Here is a 14,704-nt window from a genome sequence, read left to right as displayed (position 1 = left end):
TCTCCCATGACTGCTACCCTGGTTCCCGCTCCTTCCTGTTTCTTTCTGGCCGGCTTAGATCCTCTAGAGCAATGGCGACTGGCTCCTATTGTCCAACGCCTAGAGGCAGGGGGAGCCCTTGTGCCGGATTCCCCCAGCAACCGGCTGGAGGTGATCGGCATCCTCCATAGCTACGGCCAGGTGCTGGATGCCTACTCCCAGAATTTAATCTTCATTGCCGACCACCAATTTTTGGAGCTGTTCCCCGCTTTTAAGTACTTTAACGGCGAAATTACGCCGGGCAAATGGCTGCGCTACCTCTGGCACGATCGCATCAACTACGAGTTTGCCGAATACTGCATGAAAGCCATGCTCTGGCATGGGGGGGGCGGTCTGGATCGCTATCTGGATACTCCCGAATTTGTCGAGCGAGCCAAGGTGGCCATTCGGGCCAAGTTCCGCTTCAACCCCCTTCTGCAGGGCCTTAACTTCCTCTGCCCCGACTTTGCGCTGGAACAGGTGCGCATGCTGGCCATGTACAGCGGCCTGGGCCAGTTTTGGCGGGTGATGAGCGATCTCTTCCTGACCCTGGCCAAGCGTCACGAGAGCGAACCCCAGCTCACCCTTGCCGACGTGGTGGCCCACATCCAGCAGGGGTTGGTGGCAGCCGCCAACAAGCCCATCACCTACGCTCCCTGCATCTGGGGCCACCGCTACGAGATCATCCCCCTGTCGGCGGGGCTGACCTTCTTGCCCGACACGGCCCTGCCCTACGTGGAAGCCGTGTTTTTCCGCTCTTTCCCCTTCATGGGCACAGTCTCCTACAACGCCCAGGCGCACCAGATCCCGGTCGAGCAGGCGGACTTCGCCTATGGAGCCCTCTATGCCGATCCGCTGCCGGTGGGGAGCGCCGGGATCCCACCCACCCTCTTGATTCAGGATATGATGCGCCACCTGCCTGAGTCTTTGCGGGAGCACTACCGCCGCCAGCCGCGCGGGGAAGATGACCTCAGGGTGAAAATCTGCCTCAGCTTCCAAAAGGCCATGTTCTGCGTTACCACTGCCGCCCTGCGGGCCCTTGCCCCCTTTCCTCTGGAAACCCAGGATCCAGAGCAGCAGTCGGCTAACCGCGAGTTCCTTGCCCCTTGGCTGCAACGCCTGCTGGGATCCCGTCTGTTAAGTGTGCAAGACTAATGTTGGTTCTGTCGTTTTTCCAGGGACGCTTGGAGCGATATCTGGCTCGCCAGAAGAGCAGGGGCTGCTTTGTAACATCCTACGTCTGTAGCTCCCGCGCAGCGGTGGCTAGGGGATCCCATTTTCGGATACAATGTCTTGTCTGATTGAGGAGTAGGGTGGCGTAGCCAAGTGGTAAGGCAGAGGTCTGCAAAACCTCTATGCGCCAGTTCGAATCTGGCCGCCACCTCTTAAACCTGACCTCCCTGGCGGGACACGCATGAAAGACAAGTTGATGTTGATGATCCCCGGCCCCACTCCCGTTCCCGAGAGTGCGCTGCTGGCCATGGCGCGGGGGCCTATCGAGCACCGCAGCAAAGAGTTCACCGCCATCCTGGAAGAGGTGACGGAGGGGCTGCGTTGGCTGCACCAGACTACTTCCGATGTGTTTGTCTTTGCCTCCAGCGGCACCGGGGCCATGGAAGCCGGGATCCTCAACACCCTCAGCCCAGGGGAACGGGTTTTGGTGGGGGTCAACGGCAAGTTTGGCGAGCGCTGGGCCGAGATGTCGGAGCAATTTGGCCTGCAGTGCGAGCGGATAGAAACCCCCTGGGGCGTGCCCTATCCCGTCGAGGTCTTCCAAGAAAAGCTGGCCGCCGACCGGGAGAAGACCATCAAGGCGGTCATTCTCACCCATTCGGAAACCTCTAGCGGCGTGGCCAACGACGTGCAGGCCATTGCGGCTGCCGCCTGCGAGCATGGGGAAGCGCTGGTGATTGTGGATGCGGTCACCAGTTTGGGGGCGATGCCAGTGCCCATGGACGAGTGGGGCTTGGATGTGGTGGCCTCTGGATCCCAGAAGGGCTACATGATCCCGCCGGGGCTGGGGTTTGTGGCCGTCAGCCCGCGGGCCATGGCTGCTGCCGAGCGCTCTCGCTTTCCCAAGTACTACTGGAGCTTCAAGCTGGCCCAAAAAGCCCTACGCCAGGGCACCACTCCCTTTACCCCGGCAGTAAATCTGTTTTACGCCTTGCAAGTTACCCTGCGCCTGATGCGGGCGGAAGGGTTGGAGGCCATCTACCGTCGCCACGACCGCTTGGCCCAGGCCACCCGCGCCGGTGTCAAGGCGCTGGGGCTGAGGCTTTTGGTCAACCCAGAGTCGGCGGCCAGCCCCTCGGTAACAGCCGTGCTGGCTCCCGAAGGGATCAACGCCGACACTATCCGCAGCACCCTGAAGAAGCATTTCGACATTGCCCTTGCCGCCGGCCAAGACCACCTCAAGGGCAAGATCTTTCGCATCGGCCACCTGGGCTTTGTGAGCGACCGAGACATTCTCACCACGCTGGCTGCTCTCGAGTCAACCCTGCACACACTGGGCTACAGCGACTTCTCTCCTGGAGCAGCCCTCAAGGCTGCTGAAGAGATCTTGACCAACCCTTAGGGATCCCTGGCCACTACTGTAGTTCTCCACACCTGGCACCCCTCCTGCACCCCGGCTAGAATGGGTGGACATCCTTAACAAAACATAAAACTTCGGAGCTTAGCTTCTCTGGAGCAGCGCCTGTTGGGGAGGCAAGGGTAGCCATGCTGGTTGGTTTGCAATGGGATCCCTGTAGAGTGGCTTCTGCGGTGGAGCTGCGACGGGTGCTGCAAGGGATCGGCCCTCTTTCTTGTCCCTTGCAGTACAACTTTCATCTGCACACCTGCTGCTCCGATGGGCGCATGGATCCGGCAGACTTGGCAGAGCAGGCGCGCCGGCACGGCCTCAAGGGCCTGGCCATCACCGATCACCACACCCTGAAGGGCTACGAACAGGCCCGCGCCCACCTGGATCGCGCCGAGGATCCCATTCTGTGGCCGGGGATCGAGATTACAGCCAACCTGCTGGGCTGCGAGGTGCATATTCTCGGCTACGGGTTTGATCCTGCCGACCCTGTTTTGGATCCCTACATCCAAGGGGAGCAAGTTCCCGGCCTGGCCGCTGCTGAGGCCATCAGGGCTATTCAAGCAGCAGGCGGCCTGGCGGTGTTGGCCCATCCTTTTCGCTACGGGTTGCCTGCGGAAGAGCTGGTTCCGGCAGCCGTGGAGTTGGGCCTAGATGGCCTTGAGGTCTACTACGCCTACAAAAACCCCGAAATTTGGGCTCCTAGCCCAGAAGAGACGGCGATCGGGGAAAAGCTGGCCGAGACCTACGGACTTTTGAAAACCTGCGGCACCGACTCCCACGGCCCCAGCATCCTCAGGCGAATCTAGCTAGGCTATCCCTGATGAGAAACCCTCTAGAGACGGGGATAGAGCAACTGGCCCAGGCGGCGCAACTGCTCGGCCGTGCCCATACACAGCAATAGATCCCCCGGCTGCAGCAGGGTGTCTCCACTGGGGCCACCGATTAGCTGGCCATCTGCCCGCCGAATCGCCACCACCAAAGCGCCAGAGCGGGTTCGCAAATTGGCTTTCCCCAAGGTTTGGCCGACATAGGGGCATTCTTGGGCCGCCAGTTCGTACTCCTCCAGGTAAAAAGTGCGATCCCGACCCGACAGGATCCCATCGACAAAGTCCACCACGCGGGGGCGCAAGGCAGCCGCCGCCATCCGCTTGCCGCCTGTGATATAGGGAGAAATGGCGTGGGCAACGCCCGCTCGCTGCAGCTTTTGCAAAGCCTCTTCCGTGTTGGCGCGGGCAATGGTGCGGATGCGAGGGTTCAAGGTGCGGGCCGACAGCACCACATAGAGGTTTTCGGCATCGCTGGAGAGGGCGGCGATCAACCCCTCGGCCTGCTGCACCCGCGCCGCCAACAAGGTGGCATCCAGGGTGCTGTCCCCATGAAGAGCGACGTATCCCAGCTCTTGCGCCACCTGAATTGCCTCAGCAGATTGATCGATCACCAAAAACGGCACTCCCTCTGCCTGAAACTCTTGCGCCACCTGCCGCCCAATGCGTCCAAAACCGCAAACGATGTAGTGGTTGTTCAGCGCTTCCATCTGTTTCTTCCACTTCCGCTGCCGGATCCCTTCCTGAAAATGCCCTTGGATGAGGGCCTCCGTAAAGCGATTCACCATGAACCCAATGCTCAGAACCCCCATCAGGATCAAGGCCACCGTGAACAAACGCCCCCGCTCCCCCAGCGGCCTCACCTCCATGAAGCCCACCGAGGTCAAGGTGATAACGGTCATGTAAAAAGCTTCCACCCAAGGCCACTGCTCCACCCCGTGGTACCAGAGGGTGCCGATCAGGACAACGCCCAGCAGCGCCCCCACACCCAATCCCAGATCGCGACGGATGCCGGGATCCCTTTTGGCAGGGGGAAAAGGGTGACGAGCAGAAGCCATACGGCCCAGCCAGATCGAGTCGGGGAAAAAGTGGGAACTACAATGGGTAGGAGAAAGTTAGTTGTTGAGCAGCAGCGAGTGGAGTGCCGATGCCTGAGTACATCAAGGTGGAATATCGGATCGACAAAAACGGACAGGTTACCGAGACCGTACTGAACGGATCTGGCTCCAGTTGTACTCTAGCCACGGCAGAGCTAGAAGCAGCCCTTGGAACTGTGCAAGAACGAAAGCTGTTGCCGGAGTTTCATCAGCCAGCAGAAGCCGAGATAGAATCGCAAGTCTCTTTACCGCAAACCTGCTGACTCCGTCTCCTTGCCCCCAGTTTTCCCCTATCTACCTGCCTACTTTCGCTTCTTGCCCCCCCTGCCAGCAGCGCCGCTGGACCGCGCCGCCCCAACTGCCGACTGAAACAGCCAAACCGCCAACGGAGCAGCAACAACCAAGATGATACTGGTGGGGCCGACGCCAAAATCCGGCTCGCCAGAAGCCAGCTCGAAAATCGAGCCAACAGCAGCAATGGCGCTGAGGCAGGAAACGGCCAAGAGCAGGTAACCTTTAACGCTGGTGGTCATACAGAACTCGTTTGTGGACTATTTTTGTGGACTGTAGCTGCGCAGCAGCAAGGCAAGCCGGTCGAATGCGTGTCCATTCGCCAAAAAGCCCTCCCACTCCTGAGAGGGCTGTCTTTACATGCTAAAAGCAGGGATCCCTGGCCAGCAAGGCCAAATCAAAATGCGGATCCCTGAGGCTTCTGGGGGCTAGGGTGCCGATCTAGCCGTTTACGATGATCTTGCCGACCATTCCGGCCCCACGGTGGGGCGTGCAGTAGTAGGTGTACTCACCCGGAGGGACATCCACAAAGGCCGATTCTACTGCTTGGTTGGGAGCGGTGAGCAGGGCTTTGTGGGAGAGCTTGGCCGCCAAAGCGGCATCCCCACCGGGCACCTTGTCAAAGACGACGTTGTGGGGATAGACCTTGTTGTTCACCCACCGAACGGTATCCCCTTGGTTGATGGTCAGAGAGGGCGGATCGTAGACCAACTGGGCTTTGTCGGATCCCATCTTGACGGTGTAGGTTTCGGCAGCCGCAGGGCTGGACAAGAACGCTACAGCCACCACCCCAACCACAAGGCTGAGCAGGATGAGCTGCAAACGCTTCACCAGGTTGAAAACTAGAAACATGGATTCCTCTCAAAACGTGACAGCAGTTATCCCAAACTCTGCAGTTTAGTTGCCACTTTCCAAGTTTTGACGTACCTACCCCAACTCTAGCTTGCTTCCGCAAGCGATAGCCGGAGGACTCTTGGAGCTTCAGCGACCGTCGCTGGCAAGCCAGCCCTACACGATCTCCACATCGATCTTGGAGTCGGGCGTTCGGCTTTGCTGGCGCGCGGCGCTTTGCCCCACCGCGACTTTGGGTTGGAAAGCTGGAAACTTAGCTTTTGTTTCCAACTTTAGTTTGGCACAAAGCCGCTATGAACGGTGGGGTTTTAGACCCAGGTTCTTTGATAACTAGGCTCATCGCAAAGTAGAGCATGCCCAACCGGGGGGCAGCAACGTTACCTCCTTGACAGGGAGCGGCAGCAGACCGAACCCGTGAACAGCACAACCCTTCCACAGGTGGATGCCGCGTTGGGTCAGTTGCTTTCCCCGCCGGCGTGGGTTGGGTGCAGGTTCAACAAACGGTTGTTGGGCCGGGGACATCGTGGCCCTGGCTGGCACGGGCGGCGGCTCAAATGGTGGGATTGGGCGGGTTGGGAAGTGCCCCAAGATCTGGGGAAGGGAAACTCCAGATCCCATCTTTAGGCCCCGCAAAGAGCAAGTTTTCCAGGTTGCGCTCACGCCTACTCGAAAACCCTTGGAGATAGAGATTCTTTCTCCGTGGGATCCCTGAAAGCCCAAGGCTACTTTGCTCGATGCAATCAGTGGGGCTGCCGATGCAAAAGAAGGCCAGACCGTCATAGCCTTAAAGAGCAGGTTGTTGAATGCTGCTGGTTATATCCCTTCGATATTCTTTGCTGGCCCTCTTAAGATCATCTGAAAGCAGTCGGTTACTGAGTCCTCACCCAATCGCGAGCTTGTTGAGATGAATGTACAGCGTTCACCCATAGTTAGCTCAGCCAAGAGCCACCTTATAAAAAGCCTAGAATCGACCGAGCAGCGGCTTAACATTCAAATCTTGGCTCGCTGTATCGGCACTGCCTTGAACCTGGGCGCTCCCCTTAGGGTTGAGGTGCACTACACTCCACAAGCACATGAATAAGCTCTGAATAAGTTTTGCTCAACCCAGTTGTTTCTCTGCTTTGTTGGCTTGCTGAGGGTGGCTTGGCGAGGAAACTCAAACTGCTCGGAGTGGCCACTTGGCCGAGAAAACCGTCTGCCCAGGCAAGCATAACGCTCTAAGTTAGCTTAACATCAATGAAGTAGACAGGCTAAAACCCCTCTGCTTCAGCGAGGGGATACAGCCAACCCAAGGGGCTTTAGCCCCTAGCAAGGTCGAATTAGCAACAATGCTTGGACTAGATCCAAGCAGAGTTGGTAGGGGGCTTTTGACTGCTCCCACCCACCTTAATCCGTGGGTGACAGCTCAAAGGGCAAGCAAAGCGATGTGGCTTCAGCCTGTTGCCTAGCGTCCTTTGGGAATCCTCTCTCTTTCAAGGAGGGGAGAAGTCAAGACTGGGCTTGGCCTTACCCGGCCAACTCAGTGCCCAGGGATCCGGATCAACTTCCTTCGCGTTGCAGGCAAAACAACCATGGTAGGCATCTTCAAGCGCTTGTTTGGCTCTCGTGGCCAAGCAGATTCCCCACCCTCAACGAAAACTGTTGCCAAGCCAACCCCCAAGAAAGAGAAGAACGACAATACCTTTTTTCTCGATCCAGACGAGGCCAAAACCCTTGGCAACATCGAGTACATGCGCACCCCCAGGATTGTGAAGCACACCTTCCAGGATTTCGGCAGCAAGGAGAAGGTGGAGGTGGTGGAGCAGGTCTCCTCTCTTGGCAAAGTTAAGCTGTCTACAGAGCCAGCCAAAACTCCTGAAGCCGCTTCTGAGCAGGGATCCGCGACTTCGAGCAGCAGCGAAGCCGGCCCGCGGCGCCAGGGCGGATCAGACATGGATCTGTTCCGCAACATGGCCCGCAGCCTGAAACGAAAATAGGCGAATTCAGATTGATCCCGGTCAAAGCCAATTTGCGGCAGCGACAGGCGTGATACAACTGCTATCGAATCCACACTGAACTGGAGAAGGAGCAATGGCGATTAAGCGAGGCACCCTGGTGCGGGCCATCCGCGAGAAACTGGAGGGCAGCCTAGAAGCCCAGGCAAGCGATTCTTTGATCCCCAACTACGTTTTCGAGACCGCCGGAGAAGTGGTGGATATCAAAGATGACTACCTGCAGATTAAGTTTGGGTCTGTTCCCACTCCTACCATTTGGCTGCGGGCGGATCAGGTTCAGGAGATTGCAGGTTGAATAGAAGCAGGGAATGCTCCACACCCTGTAATGGGGTGAAGAGGGTTCAATGGCACTTTTGGCTGCTCCTACCCGTGAGCAACTTTTGCAGCGCAGGCGACTTTTGCGTCGGCAGCGGCGCAGCCAATTCTGGCAGGGATCCTGGCGCTTGACCAGTTCGATGGCCGTCTTGACGCTGCTGGTGCTGGGCCTGCGGCAGCCCTACTGGCAAATTCGTCGTCCGGAACAAATTCAGGTCGAAGGTGCCCACTGGGTCGATTCCACCTGGATCCGGGCGCAATTGCCCCTGCGGTATCCCCTCAACATTTGGCAGGTGCAGCCGGCTGTTTTGGAGAGAGCCCTGCTGGGATCCCCGGCCCGGCCTTCTCCCATCGAAAGCGTCCAGGTGCGGCGGCGGCTGCTGCCGGTGGGGGTGATCGTCCAAGTGCGGGAACGGCAACCGGTTGCACGCGCGCGATGGGGCGACCGGATGGGCTGGGTGGATCGGCAGGGCAACTGGCTGCCTCCCGATCCGTTTCGGCCCCCTGGCCCCAGCGGATCTCACTCTTCTTGGCCGGAGCTGGAGTTGCTGGGGTGGGAGAACCAGGCCCCGGAGCAATGGGCGCGGTTGCTCCAGGCCCTGCAGCAGTCGGAAATTGAGATCCAGGCAGTGGATTGGCAGTCTGGAGAGGGGATTACCCTCCATACCGAGCTGGGCAAGGTCTACCTGGGGCCGATTTCCGACCGCTTGCCTTTGCAAATTCAGACCCTTAACCAAATGCGGGATCTGCGCCGCTACTGCGAGTGTACACCCGACGACATTCTCCAGATCGACCTGACCAGCCCCAGCGTGCCCACCCTGCAGCTCACCCCTGCCGCCACCCAGGAGCGCTGGAAACACCTGCAGAGGCCCTAGCCTTGCCATGAACCCGGTGCCGGCGGTGGAGGTCAACCAATTGTGGATAGCTTATCCCGGCCATCCGCCGGTGCTGCAAGGGCTGGATCTGCGGGTCGAGGTTGGGCAGCATCTGGGGGTGATCGGCCCCAATGGCGCCGGCAAAACCACTCTGTTCCTCACCCTCTGTGGCCTGTTGCCCCTCTGCTCTGGCCAGGTGAGCTTGTTTGGCCAGCCGCTGCAGCCCGGCCAGTTTCGCCCCGAGGTGGGCTTGGTGTTTCAAGATCCCAATGACCAATTGTTTGCCCCATCGGTGGCCGAAGATGTGGCCTTTGGGCCGCGCAACCTGGGACGTTCTGAGGCGGAGATCGCGACTGCAGTTGAGGCCGCCCTGCAGATGACCGGCACCCTGCACCTGGCCGCTCGCCCACCCCATCATCTCTCCGGTGGGGAAAAGCGCATGGTCGCCATTGCCGGGATCCTGGCGATGCAACCCCGGTTGGTGCTCTACGACGAGCCAACGGCCAACCTCGATTTGCGAGCTCGGCGACGGTTGATGACCTTTTTGCAACAGGCTGCCCACACTTTTCTGCTGGCTTCCCACGATCTGGAGCTGATCCTGGCGGTGTGCGATCAGGTGATTCTCCTAGATCAAGGCCGCATCTGGGCCCAGGGATCCCCGGCCCACCTGATGAGCCAAGCCGACCTCATGGAAGCCCATGGCTTGGAAGTGCCCCCCTCGCTGCGCCGATAACGGCAAAAATTGAACAGATGTCAAGAATTATTTTTGAATTGATAACAATTTTGCCTCTCTTAATCAAAAGCTATCGCGCTAATTAAAAATATTGATTTTCGTCCAGGATTAAATGGGGATATCATTTTGTTAAGTCGGGGGATCCCTTCTCTGGGCCGTCCTCATCGATTTTGTATGATCGATTTTGTGCAAGAAAGATGGGGACTTAGCTTAGAGTTGGCAGCTTTGCCCGCCGGAGTGACAGTTGCGGTTAACGCTGATGGCTCCTACGACCTTTTCTGGCTTCAGTCTGATTGGGTCTGAGGTCGGCGGCTGGGCAGGGCCTTCCCTGTGGGGAGGTCTGTGTCGGCGGGGGTAGGTGTTCTGGGAAAAGCTGTCCATCGAGGTTTGGGCAGAGGATCTCTCAGATGAGTCCGAGGGAGAGTGCAGGATCGAACCCAATAAGCCAAATCAATTTGCAGATCGATTGGCCTTATTGCCGGGTTCGGCAACGTTCAGGAACTGAGTGTTCAAAAGTGGAGAGTTGATATGCCTATTGCAGTTGGAATGATCGAAACCCGCGGGTTCCCGGCAGTGGTGGAAGCTGCCGACGCTATGGTCAAAGCAGCCCGCGTTACCCTGGTGGGTTATGAAAAAATCGGCAGCGGTCGGGTCACCGTGATCGTGCGGGGGGATGTCTCGGAGGTGCAGGCCTCGGTGGCTGCCGGTTTGGAGTCTGCCAAGCGGGTGAGTGGCGGTGAGATTCTCTCCCACCACATCATCGCCCGGCCCCACGAGAACCTGGAGTTTGTGCTGCCCATCCGCTACACCGAGGCGGTGGAGCAGTTCCGCACCTAGTTCCTCTGAAGAGGATTCAGAAGCTGCCCCCGATCCCTAGAGTTCGCACCCCATTTTCAGCGTAAGGAGTACCTATGGCTATTGCAGTTGGAATGATCGAAACCCTGGGCTTCCCGGCAGTGGTGGAAGCTGCCGACGCCATGGTCAAAGCAGCCCGCGTTACCCTGGTGGGCTACGAAAAAATCAGCAGCGGTCGGGTCACCGTGATCGTGCGGGGGGATGTCTCTGAGGTGCAAGCTTCGGTGGCTGCCGGCATTGACTCGGTGAAGCGGGTAAACGGCGGCCAGTTGTTGTCTTGGCACATTATCGCCCGTCCTCACGAAAACCTCGAGTACGTGTTGCCCATTCGCTACACCGAGGATGTGGCCCAGTTCCGCGAAGGGGTGAATGCCATCCGTCCCTTCACCCGTCCCTGATGCGTATCGCCATTGTGCGGGGCACCGTCACCAGCACCCAAAAGGATCCCAGCCTGACGGGCGTGAAGTTTTTGTTGGTGCAGTATGTCGATCTCGAGGGTCAGCCGCAGCCCGACTATGCAGTGGCTGCCGATCCGGTGGGGGCGGGCACCGACGAGTGGGTGCTGATCAGCCAAGGCAGCGCCGCTCGCCAGCCGCAGGGAAACCAGACCCGCCCGCTGGATGCGGTGGTGATGGCGATCATCGATACCGTCAGCGTTGGCGGTCGCTCCCTCTACAACAAGCGCGATCAACGCTAGCTGGGATCCCTTAGCTCTCTTGCTGCCCTTGTCCGCCCTACTGTGTTCTAGAGGCTCACGGTTATGCCTGCTCACACCTATGCTGCACCGCCAACGCCTTGGTCTCGCCGACTGGCGGAGCCCCAGATCGATCCCACCGCCTACGTGCATTCTTTTTCCAACCTCATTGGGGATGTGCGGGTGGAAGCGGAGGTGCTGATCGCTCCGGGAACTTCCATTCGTGCTGACGAGGGATCCCCCTTCCACATTGGCGCCAGATCCAACATTCAGGATGGGGTGGTCATCCACGGTCTGGAACAGGGGCGGGTGATAGGAGAAGACGGCCAGCCCTACTCGGTTTGGATCGGCAGAAACACCTCTATTGCCCACATGGCTTTGATCCACGGGCCGGCCTACGTGGGCAACGATTGCTTTATCGGCTTCCGCTCCACGGTGTTCAATGCTCGGGTGGGGGATGGCTGCATCATCATGTTGCATTGTCTGATCCAGGATGTGGAGATCCCCCCCGGCAAGTATGTGCCTTCTGGATCCATCATCACCACGCAGGCGGAGGCCGACCGGCTGCCGGACGTCCAAGATAGCGACGCCAAGTTTGCCCAGCACGTGATCGGCATCAACCAAGCCCTGCGGGAGGGCTACCAGTGCAGCGAAAACCTCGTCTGTATCGCCCCCATTCGCAACGAACTGCAGTCGCGCGCTTCTAACTCAACGGCTACGGAGACAGCACCCATGACCCATTCCTCCCATCGCGCCAATGGCCGGAACGGCGGCGGATCGGCTCTCAAGCCGGAGGTGGTGGAGCAAATTCGCGCCCTGTTGGCCCAAGGCTATCGCGTGGGCCTGGAATATGCCGATGAGCGTCGCTTCCGCACCTCCTCCTGGCAAAGCGGCAGCCCAATTGCCAGCACCCACGAGGCGGAGGTGGTGCAATCGCTGGGGGCCATCTTGGCGGAGCACCAAGGCGAATATGTGCGCCTGCTGGGGATCGATCCCAAGGCCAAACGGCGGGTGCTGGAGCAGATCATCCAAACCCCTGCTGGGCCGGCGCTGGTCTCTGGGATCCCCGGCCGCGTCTCGGCAGCTGCTGCCCCAGGTTCTGGTACATCTGGCTTTCGCTCTGACGCAGGGCTGGAGGAGGAGATCCGGACGCTCTTGGCGCAGGGGTATCGCGTCGGCCTGGAGGTGGCCGATGTCCGCCGCTACCGCACCTCTTCCTGGCAGACTTTGGGCAATTGGAGCGGCTCGGCCCAAGAGATCCTGGCCGCTGTACAGGCGGCCCTGGCCGAACATAGGGGAGAGTATGTGCGCCTGCTGGGGATCGATCCCAAGGCCAAACAGCGGGTGCTGGAGAAGGTGATTCAAACCCCGCAAGGCCAGGTGAGCGGCAGTCCTGCAGGCGGGGGCGCGATGACAGATACAGTTCCTACGGCAGGTGGCAGTGCTGGCCTGGATCTGGAGGTGCAGGAGGAGGTGCACCGGCTGCTGGCCCAGGGCTATCGCATCGGCTACGAGTATGCCGACGAGCGTCGCTTCAAAACCTCTTCCTGGCAGAGCGGGCCGGCCATTCGTGCCACCCGCGGGCCGGAGGTGTTGGCCAAGCTGACGGCTGCCCTGGCCGAACATAGGGGAGAGTATGTGCGCCTGCTGGGGATCGATCCCAAGGCCAAACGGCGGGTCTACGAGCGCATCATCCAAACCCCTGGCGGCAGGTCGGCGACGGCTTCCGCCCCCGCAACTCAAGGATCCGCTGCTCCCGGTGCTTCTTTTTCTCCCACCCCTGGCACCCGCCTCAGCAGCGAAGTGGTGGCTCAGGTGCAGCAATTGCTCAGCCAAGGCTACCGCATCGGCACCGAACATGCGGACAAGCGCCGTTTTCGCACGTCTTCTTGGCAAAGCTGCAGCCCCATCGAGGCCACCCAGGTGCCCCAGGTGGTGGCGGCTCTGGAAGCCTGCCTGGAGGAACATCGCGGCGAATACGTTCGCCTGCTGGGGATCGATCCCAAGGCCAAACGGCGGGTGCTGGAGCAGATCATCCAAACTCCTTGAGGGATCTCCATTTTTCTTGACCTCTGTTGGCTCAAGCCCAACCCCCCAGCGATGAGGAGCACCTTGGCCTCGACTTTGCCCGACTCCATGACGCTCCGCGCCTTGCCCGGCCAGAACGACGAAACTCGCTATCTTGTCAGTGGTGAGGTGCAGGTGGAGGCGGGGGCAGGCATTGGGGCAGGGGTGCTGCTGCGGGCCAACCCCGGCTGTCGGATCCAGATTGGGCGAGGCGTCTGTATCGGCATGGGATCTGTTCTGCACGCCTGTGGGGGATCCCTCATCGTGGAGGCGGGAGCAACCTTGGGAATGGGGGTGCTGGTGATCGGGCAGGGCACCATCGGCAAAAATGCCTGCATTGGCTCGGAAACCACGCTGCTCAATTGTTCGGTGCTCAGCCAAGCGGTGATCCCTCCCGGCTCCCTGCTTGGGGATCCCACCTATGGTTTCGCTCTCCAGGACGGCAAGCCCACCCAGGCAGAGCCCTCGCCAGCAACAGGGGAAATGGCTCCAGCAACGCGGCCTGAGCCGGTTCCTCCCAGTTCTCCGGTGGCCAACGTCGAAAAGCAAACCCAAGAAAAATCCGGCTCCCCCAAGACCAAGACGCGCAAGCTCAACGGGATCCCCGGCCATTCGGAATTGGATCGCCTCTTGGGCAAGATCTATCCCTATCGGCAGGTGCTTTCCTCTGGGGATGGCCGGCTCTGACGGCTAAACTGGCATGAGTGGTTAGGAGGCCGATGTCAACCTCTCTGGGCCTGATTCAGACGCGCAGCTTTCCGGTCATTGTGCGCATTGCCGACGCCATGACCAAATCGGCAGGCGTGACCCTGATCGGCTTCGAGAAGATCTCAGGAGGCTACTGTACGGCGATTGTGCGGGGGGGAATTGCCGACGTGCGCATTGCCATTGAGGAGGGAATTGAGCTGGCCCGCCAGTTCGAGCAAGAGGAGATCTCCAGTTTGGTGATCCCGCGCCCTCTGCCCAACTTAGAAGCGGTGCTGCCGATTAGCAGCAAGCTGTCTCAACTGGCCCAAAACCGCGGCTACAGCCGCCTCAGCAACTTGGCCGTGGGCCTGTTGGAAACCCGCGGCTTCCCGGCCATGGTGGGGGCTGCCGACACGATGCTGAAAACGGCGGATGTCCAGTTGGCGGCCTACGAGACCATTGGAGACGGCCTCTGTACGGCCATCATTCGAGGCACGGTGGCCAACGTGGCCATTGCCATCGATGCGGGTATGTACGAGGCGGAACGTATCGGCGAGCTGAACGCGGTGGCCGTGATCCCGCGCCCCCTCGACGAGTTGGAGCAGGCGCTGCCGGTGGCCAGTTGTTTTGTGGCCCAGCCCGTTACCCTGCCGGTAACCCTTCCTCAAGTTCAGGAACAGGAAGTGCGGCGCAGCGATGCGGCTGTGGAGCGGATCCCGGTTTACCTGGAGCCGCCTGAAACTCCCTAGCCCCGCCGACCGATCCATCCTCACCCAAGAAAGCCGAGCAAGGCAGAGGGGAAAAGTGCTAGGCTAATCAAA

Annotated in this window: 17 protein-coding genes and 1 tRNA gene; 15 read left to right on the top strand and 3 right to left on the bottom strand. The window is 59.6% G+C overall.

All coding sequences use genetic code 11. The features are described from left to right. Positions 1-6 precede the first annotated feature (6 nt). From NW853_RS00995 to NW853_RS00980, 4 genes are all read left to right on the top strand, one after another. Positions 7-1,173, top strand: coding sequence for a CO2 hydration protein (locus NW853_RS00995; protein WP_414347186.1), 1,167 nt, complete (start codon positions 7-9; stop codon positions 1,171-1,173). A gap of 157 nt (positions 1,174-1,330) precedes the next feature. Then, positions 1,331-1,402 (top strand) — tRNA-Cys (locus NW853_RS00990). A 30-nt stretch (positions 1,403-1,432) separates the two neighbouring features. After that, positions 1,433-2,593, top strand: coding sequence for a pyridoxal-phosphate-dependent aminotransferase family protein (locus NW853_RS00985; RefSeq protein ID WP_414347185.1), 1,161 nt, complete (start codon positions 1,433-1,435; stop codon positions 2,591-2,593). Positions 2,594-2,736: 143 nt separating this feature from the next. After that, entirely contained in the window at positions 2,737-3,405 is a 669-nt protein-coding gene (locus NW853_RS00980) for a PHP domain-containing protein (RefSeq protein WP_414347183.1), read from the top strand. Positions 3,406-3,431: 26 nt separating this feature from the next. On the opposite strand, the gene NW853_RS00975 is transcribed toward NW853_RS00980, so the two are convergent. Further along, positions 3,432-4,481: a potassium channel family protein gene (locus NW853_RS00975; protein ID WP_414347181.1), complete on the bottom strand. Its 1,050-nt coding sequence runs from the start codon at positions 4,479-4,481 to the stop codon at positions 3,432-3,434. 89 nt (positions 4,482-4,570) lie between these two features. Here NW853_RS00975 and NW853_RS00970 point away from each other — a divergent pair, with 89 nt between their 5' ends. Further along, positions 4,571-4,783, top strand: coding sequence for a DUF2997 domain-containing protein (locus NW853_RS00970; RefSeq protein ID WP_414333176.1), 213 nt, complete (start codon positions 4,571-4,573; stop codon positions 4,781-4,783). 39 nt (positions 4,784-4,822) lie between these two features. Here NW853_RS00970 and NW853_RS00965 read toward each other — a convergent pair whose 3' ends face one another. Continuing rightward, complete coding sequence (locus NW853_RS00965; RefSeq protein ID WP_414333177.1) at positions 4,823-5,053, bottom strand: hypothetical protein; 231 nt, start codon at positions 5,051-5,053, stop codon at positions 4,823-4,825. A 199-nt stretch (positions 5,054-5,252) separates the two neighbouring features. Next, positions 5,253-5,645 carry a plastocyanin gene (gene petE / locus NW853_RS00960; protein WP_414333219.1) on the bottom strand — a complete coding sequence of 131 codons (393 nt, stop codon included), beginning with the start codon at positions 5,643-5,645 and terminating at the stop codon, positions 5,253-5,255. A 1,589-nt stretch (positions 5,646-7,234) separates the two neighbouring features. Between petE and NW853_RS00955 the strand changes: the two genes are divergently transcribed. The 10 genes from NW853_RS00955 (at position 7,235) to NW853_RS00910 (ending at position 14,632) form a co-directional block, all read left to right on the top strand. Beyond that, positions 7,235-7,639, top strand: coding sequence for a hypothetical protein (locus tag NW853_RS00955; RefSeq protein WP_414333179.1), 405 nt, complete (start codon positions 7,235-7,237; stop codon positions 7,637-7,639). Between the two features lie 94 nt (positions 7,640-7,733). After that, on the top strand, positions 7,734-7,952 hold the full coding sequence (gene ndhO / locus NW853_RS00950) for an NAD(P)H-quinone oxidoreductase subunit O (RefSeq protein ID WP_414333180.1): 219 nt from the start codon (positions 7,734-7,736) through the stop codon (positions 7,950-7,952). 49 nt (positions 7,953-8,001) lie between these two features. Next, positions 8,002-8,847: a cell division protein FtsQ/DivIB gene (locus NW853_RS00945; protein WP_414333181.1), complete on the top strand. Its 846-nt coding sequence runs from the start codon at positions 8,002-8,004 to the stop codon at positions 8,845-8,847. A gap of 7 nt (positions 8,848-8,854) precedes the next feature. Continuing rightward, on the top strand, positions 8,855-9,580 hold the full coding sequence (locus tag NW853_RS00940; protein ID WP_414333183.1) for an energy-coupling factor ABC transporter ATP-binding protein: 726 nt from the start codon (positions 8,855-8,857) through the stop codon (positions 9,578-9,580). Positions 9,581-10,108: 528 nt separating this feature from the next. After that, positions 10,109-10,417 carry a carbon dioxide-concentrating mechanism protein CcmK gene (locus tag NW853_RS00935; protein ID WP_011430450.1) on the top strand — a complete coding sequence of 103 codons (309 nt, stop codon included), beginning with the start codon at positions 10,109-10,111 and terminating at the stop codon, positions 10,415-10,417. 74 nt (positions 10,418-10,491) lie between these two features. Beyond that, the gene (locus tag NW853_RS00930; protein ID WP_011433395.1) at positions 10,492-10,833 is read left to right on the top strand and encodes a carbon dioxide-concentrating mechanism protein CcmK; all 342 of its coding nucleotides are present in this window, start codon (positions 10,492-10,494) and stop codon (positions 10,831-10,833) included. Then, positions 10,833-11,132 carry a EutN/CcmL family microcompartment protein gene (locus NW853_RS00925; RefSeq protein WP_414333186.1) on the top strand — a complete coding sequence of 100 codons (300 nt, stop codon included), beginning with the start codon at positions 10,833-10,835 and terminating at the stop codon, positions 11,130-11,132. The genes NW853_RS00930 and NW853_RS00925 overlap by 1 nt, the downstream gene beginning before the upstream one ends. Before the next feature lie 63 nt (positions 11,133-11,195). After that, positions 11,196-13,178: a ribulose bisphosphate carboxylase small subunit gene (locus NW853_RS00920; RefSeq protein WP_414347179.1), complete on the top strand. Its 1,983-nt coding sequence runs from the start codon at positions 11,196-11,198 to the stop codon at positions 13,176-13,178. A gap of 63 nt (positions 13,179-13,241) precedes the next feature. Beyond that, a complete protein-coding gene (locus NW853_RS00915; protein WP_414333190.1) occupies positions 13,242-13,883 on the top strand; it encodes a hypothetical protein in 642 nt (213 codons plus the stop codon). A 32-nt stretch (positions 13,884-13,915) separates the two neighbouring features. Continuing rightward, a complete protein-coding gene (locus NW853_RS00910; RefSeq protein ID WP_414333192.1) occupies positions 13,916-14,632 on the top strand; it encodes a carbon dioxide-concentrating mechanism protein CcmK in 717 nt (238 codons plus the stop codon). The last annotated feature ends 72 nt before the right edge of the window (positions 14,633-14,704 follow it).

The organism is Synechococcus sp. H55.11, assembly GCF_047462475.1.
Taxonomy (GTDB): domain Bacteria; phylum Cyanobacteriota; class Cyanobacteriia; order Thermostichales; family Thermostichaceae; genus Thermostichus.
This window is presented reverse-complemented; position numbering and strand designations above follow the sequence as displayed.

Bases quoted from the DNA above. Each gene is read 5' to 3' on its own strand.
- NW853_RS00995 (WP_414347186.1), top strand. From the start codon at position 7: ATGACTGCTACCCTGGTTCCCGCTCCTTCCTGTTTCTTTCTGGCCGGC.
- NW853_RS00985 (WP_414347185.1), top strand. From the start codon at position 1,433: ATGAAAGACAAGTTGATGTTGATGATCCCCGGCCCCACTCCCGTTCCC.
- NW853_RS00910 (WP_414333192.1), top strand. From the start codon at position 13,916: ATGTCAACCTCTCTGGGCCTGATTCAGACGCGCAGCTTTCCGGTCATT.
- NW853_RS00930 (WP_011433395.1), top strand. From the start codon at position 10,492: ATGGCTATTGCAGTTGGAATGATCGAAACCCTGGGCTTCCCGGCAGTG.
- NW853_RS00940 (WP_414333183.1), top strand. From the start codon at position 8,855: ATGAACCCGGTGCCGGCGGTGGAGGTCAACCAATTGTGGATAGCTTAT.
- ndhO (WP_414333180.1), top strand. From the start codon at position 7,734: ATGGCGATTAAGCGAGGCACCCTGGTGCGGGCCATCCGCGAGAAACTG.
- NW853_RS00945 (WP_414333181.1), top strand. From the start codon at position 8,002: ATGGCACTTTTGGCTGCTCCTACCCGTGAGCAACTTTTGCAGCGCAGG.
- NW853_RS00925 (WP_414333186.1), top strand. From the start codon at position 10,833: ATGCGTATCGCCATTGTGCGGGGCACCGTCACCAGCACCCAAAAGGAT.
- NW853_RS00980 (WP_414347183.1), top strand. From the start codon at position 2,737: ATGCTGGTTGGTTTGCAATGGGATCCCTGTAGAGTGGCTTCTGCGGTG.
- NW853_RS00970 (WP_414333176.1), top strand. From the start codon at position 4,571: ATGCCTGAGTACATCAAGGTGGAATATCGGATCGACAAAAACGGACAG.
- NW853_RS00920 (WP_414347179.1), top strand. From the start codon at position 11,196: ATGCCTGCTCACACCTATGCTGCACCGCCAACGCCTTGGTCTCGCCGA.
- NW853_RS00955 (WP_414333179.1), top strand. From the start codon at position 7,235: ATGGTAGGCATCTTCAAGCGCTTGTTTGGCTCTCGTGGCCAAGCAGAT.
- NW853_RS00975 (WP_414347181.1), bottom strand. From the start codon at position 4,481: ATGGCTTCTGCTCGTCACCCTTTTCCCCCTGCCAAAAGGGATCCCGGC.
- NW853_RS00935 (WP_011430450.1), top strand. From the start codon at position 10,109: ATGCCTATTGCAGTTGGAATGATCGAAACCCGCGGGTTCCCGGCAGTG.
- NW853_RS00965 (WP_414333177.1), bottom strand. From the start codon at position 5,053: ATGACCACCAGCGTTAAAGGTTACCTGCTCTTGGCCGTTTCCTGCCTC.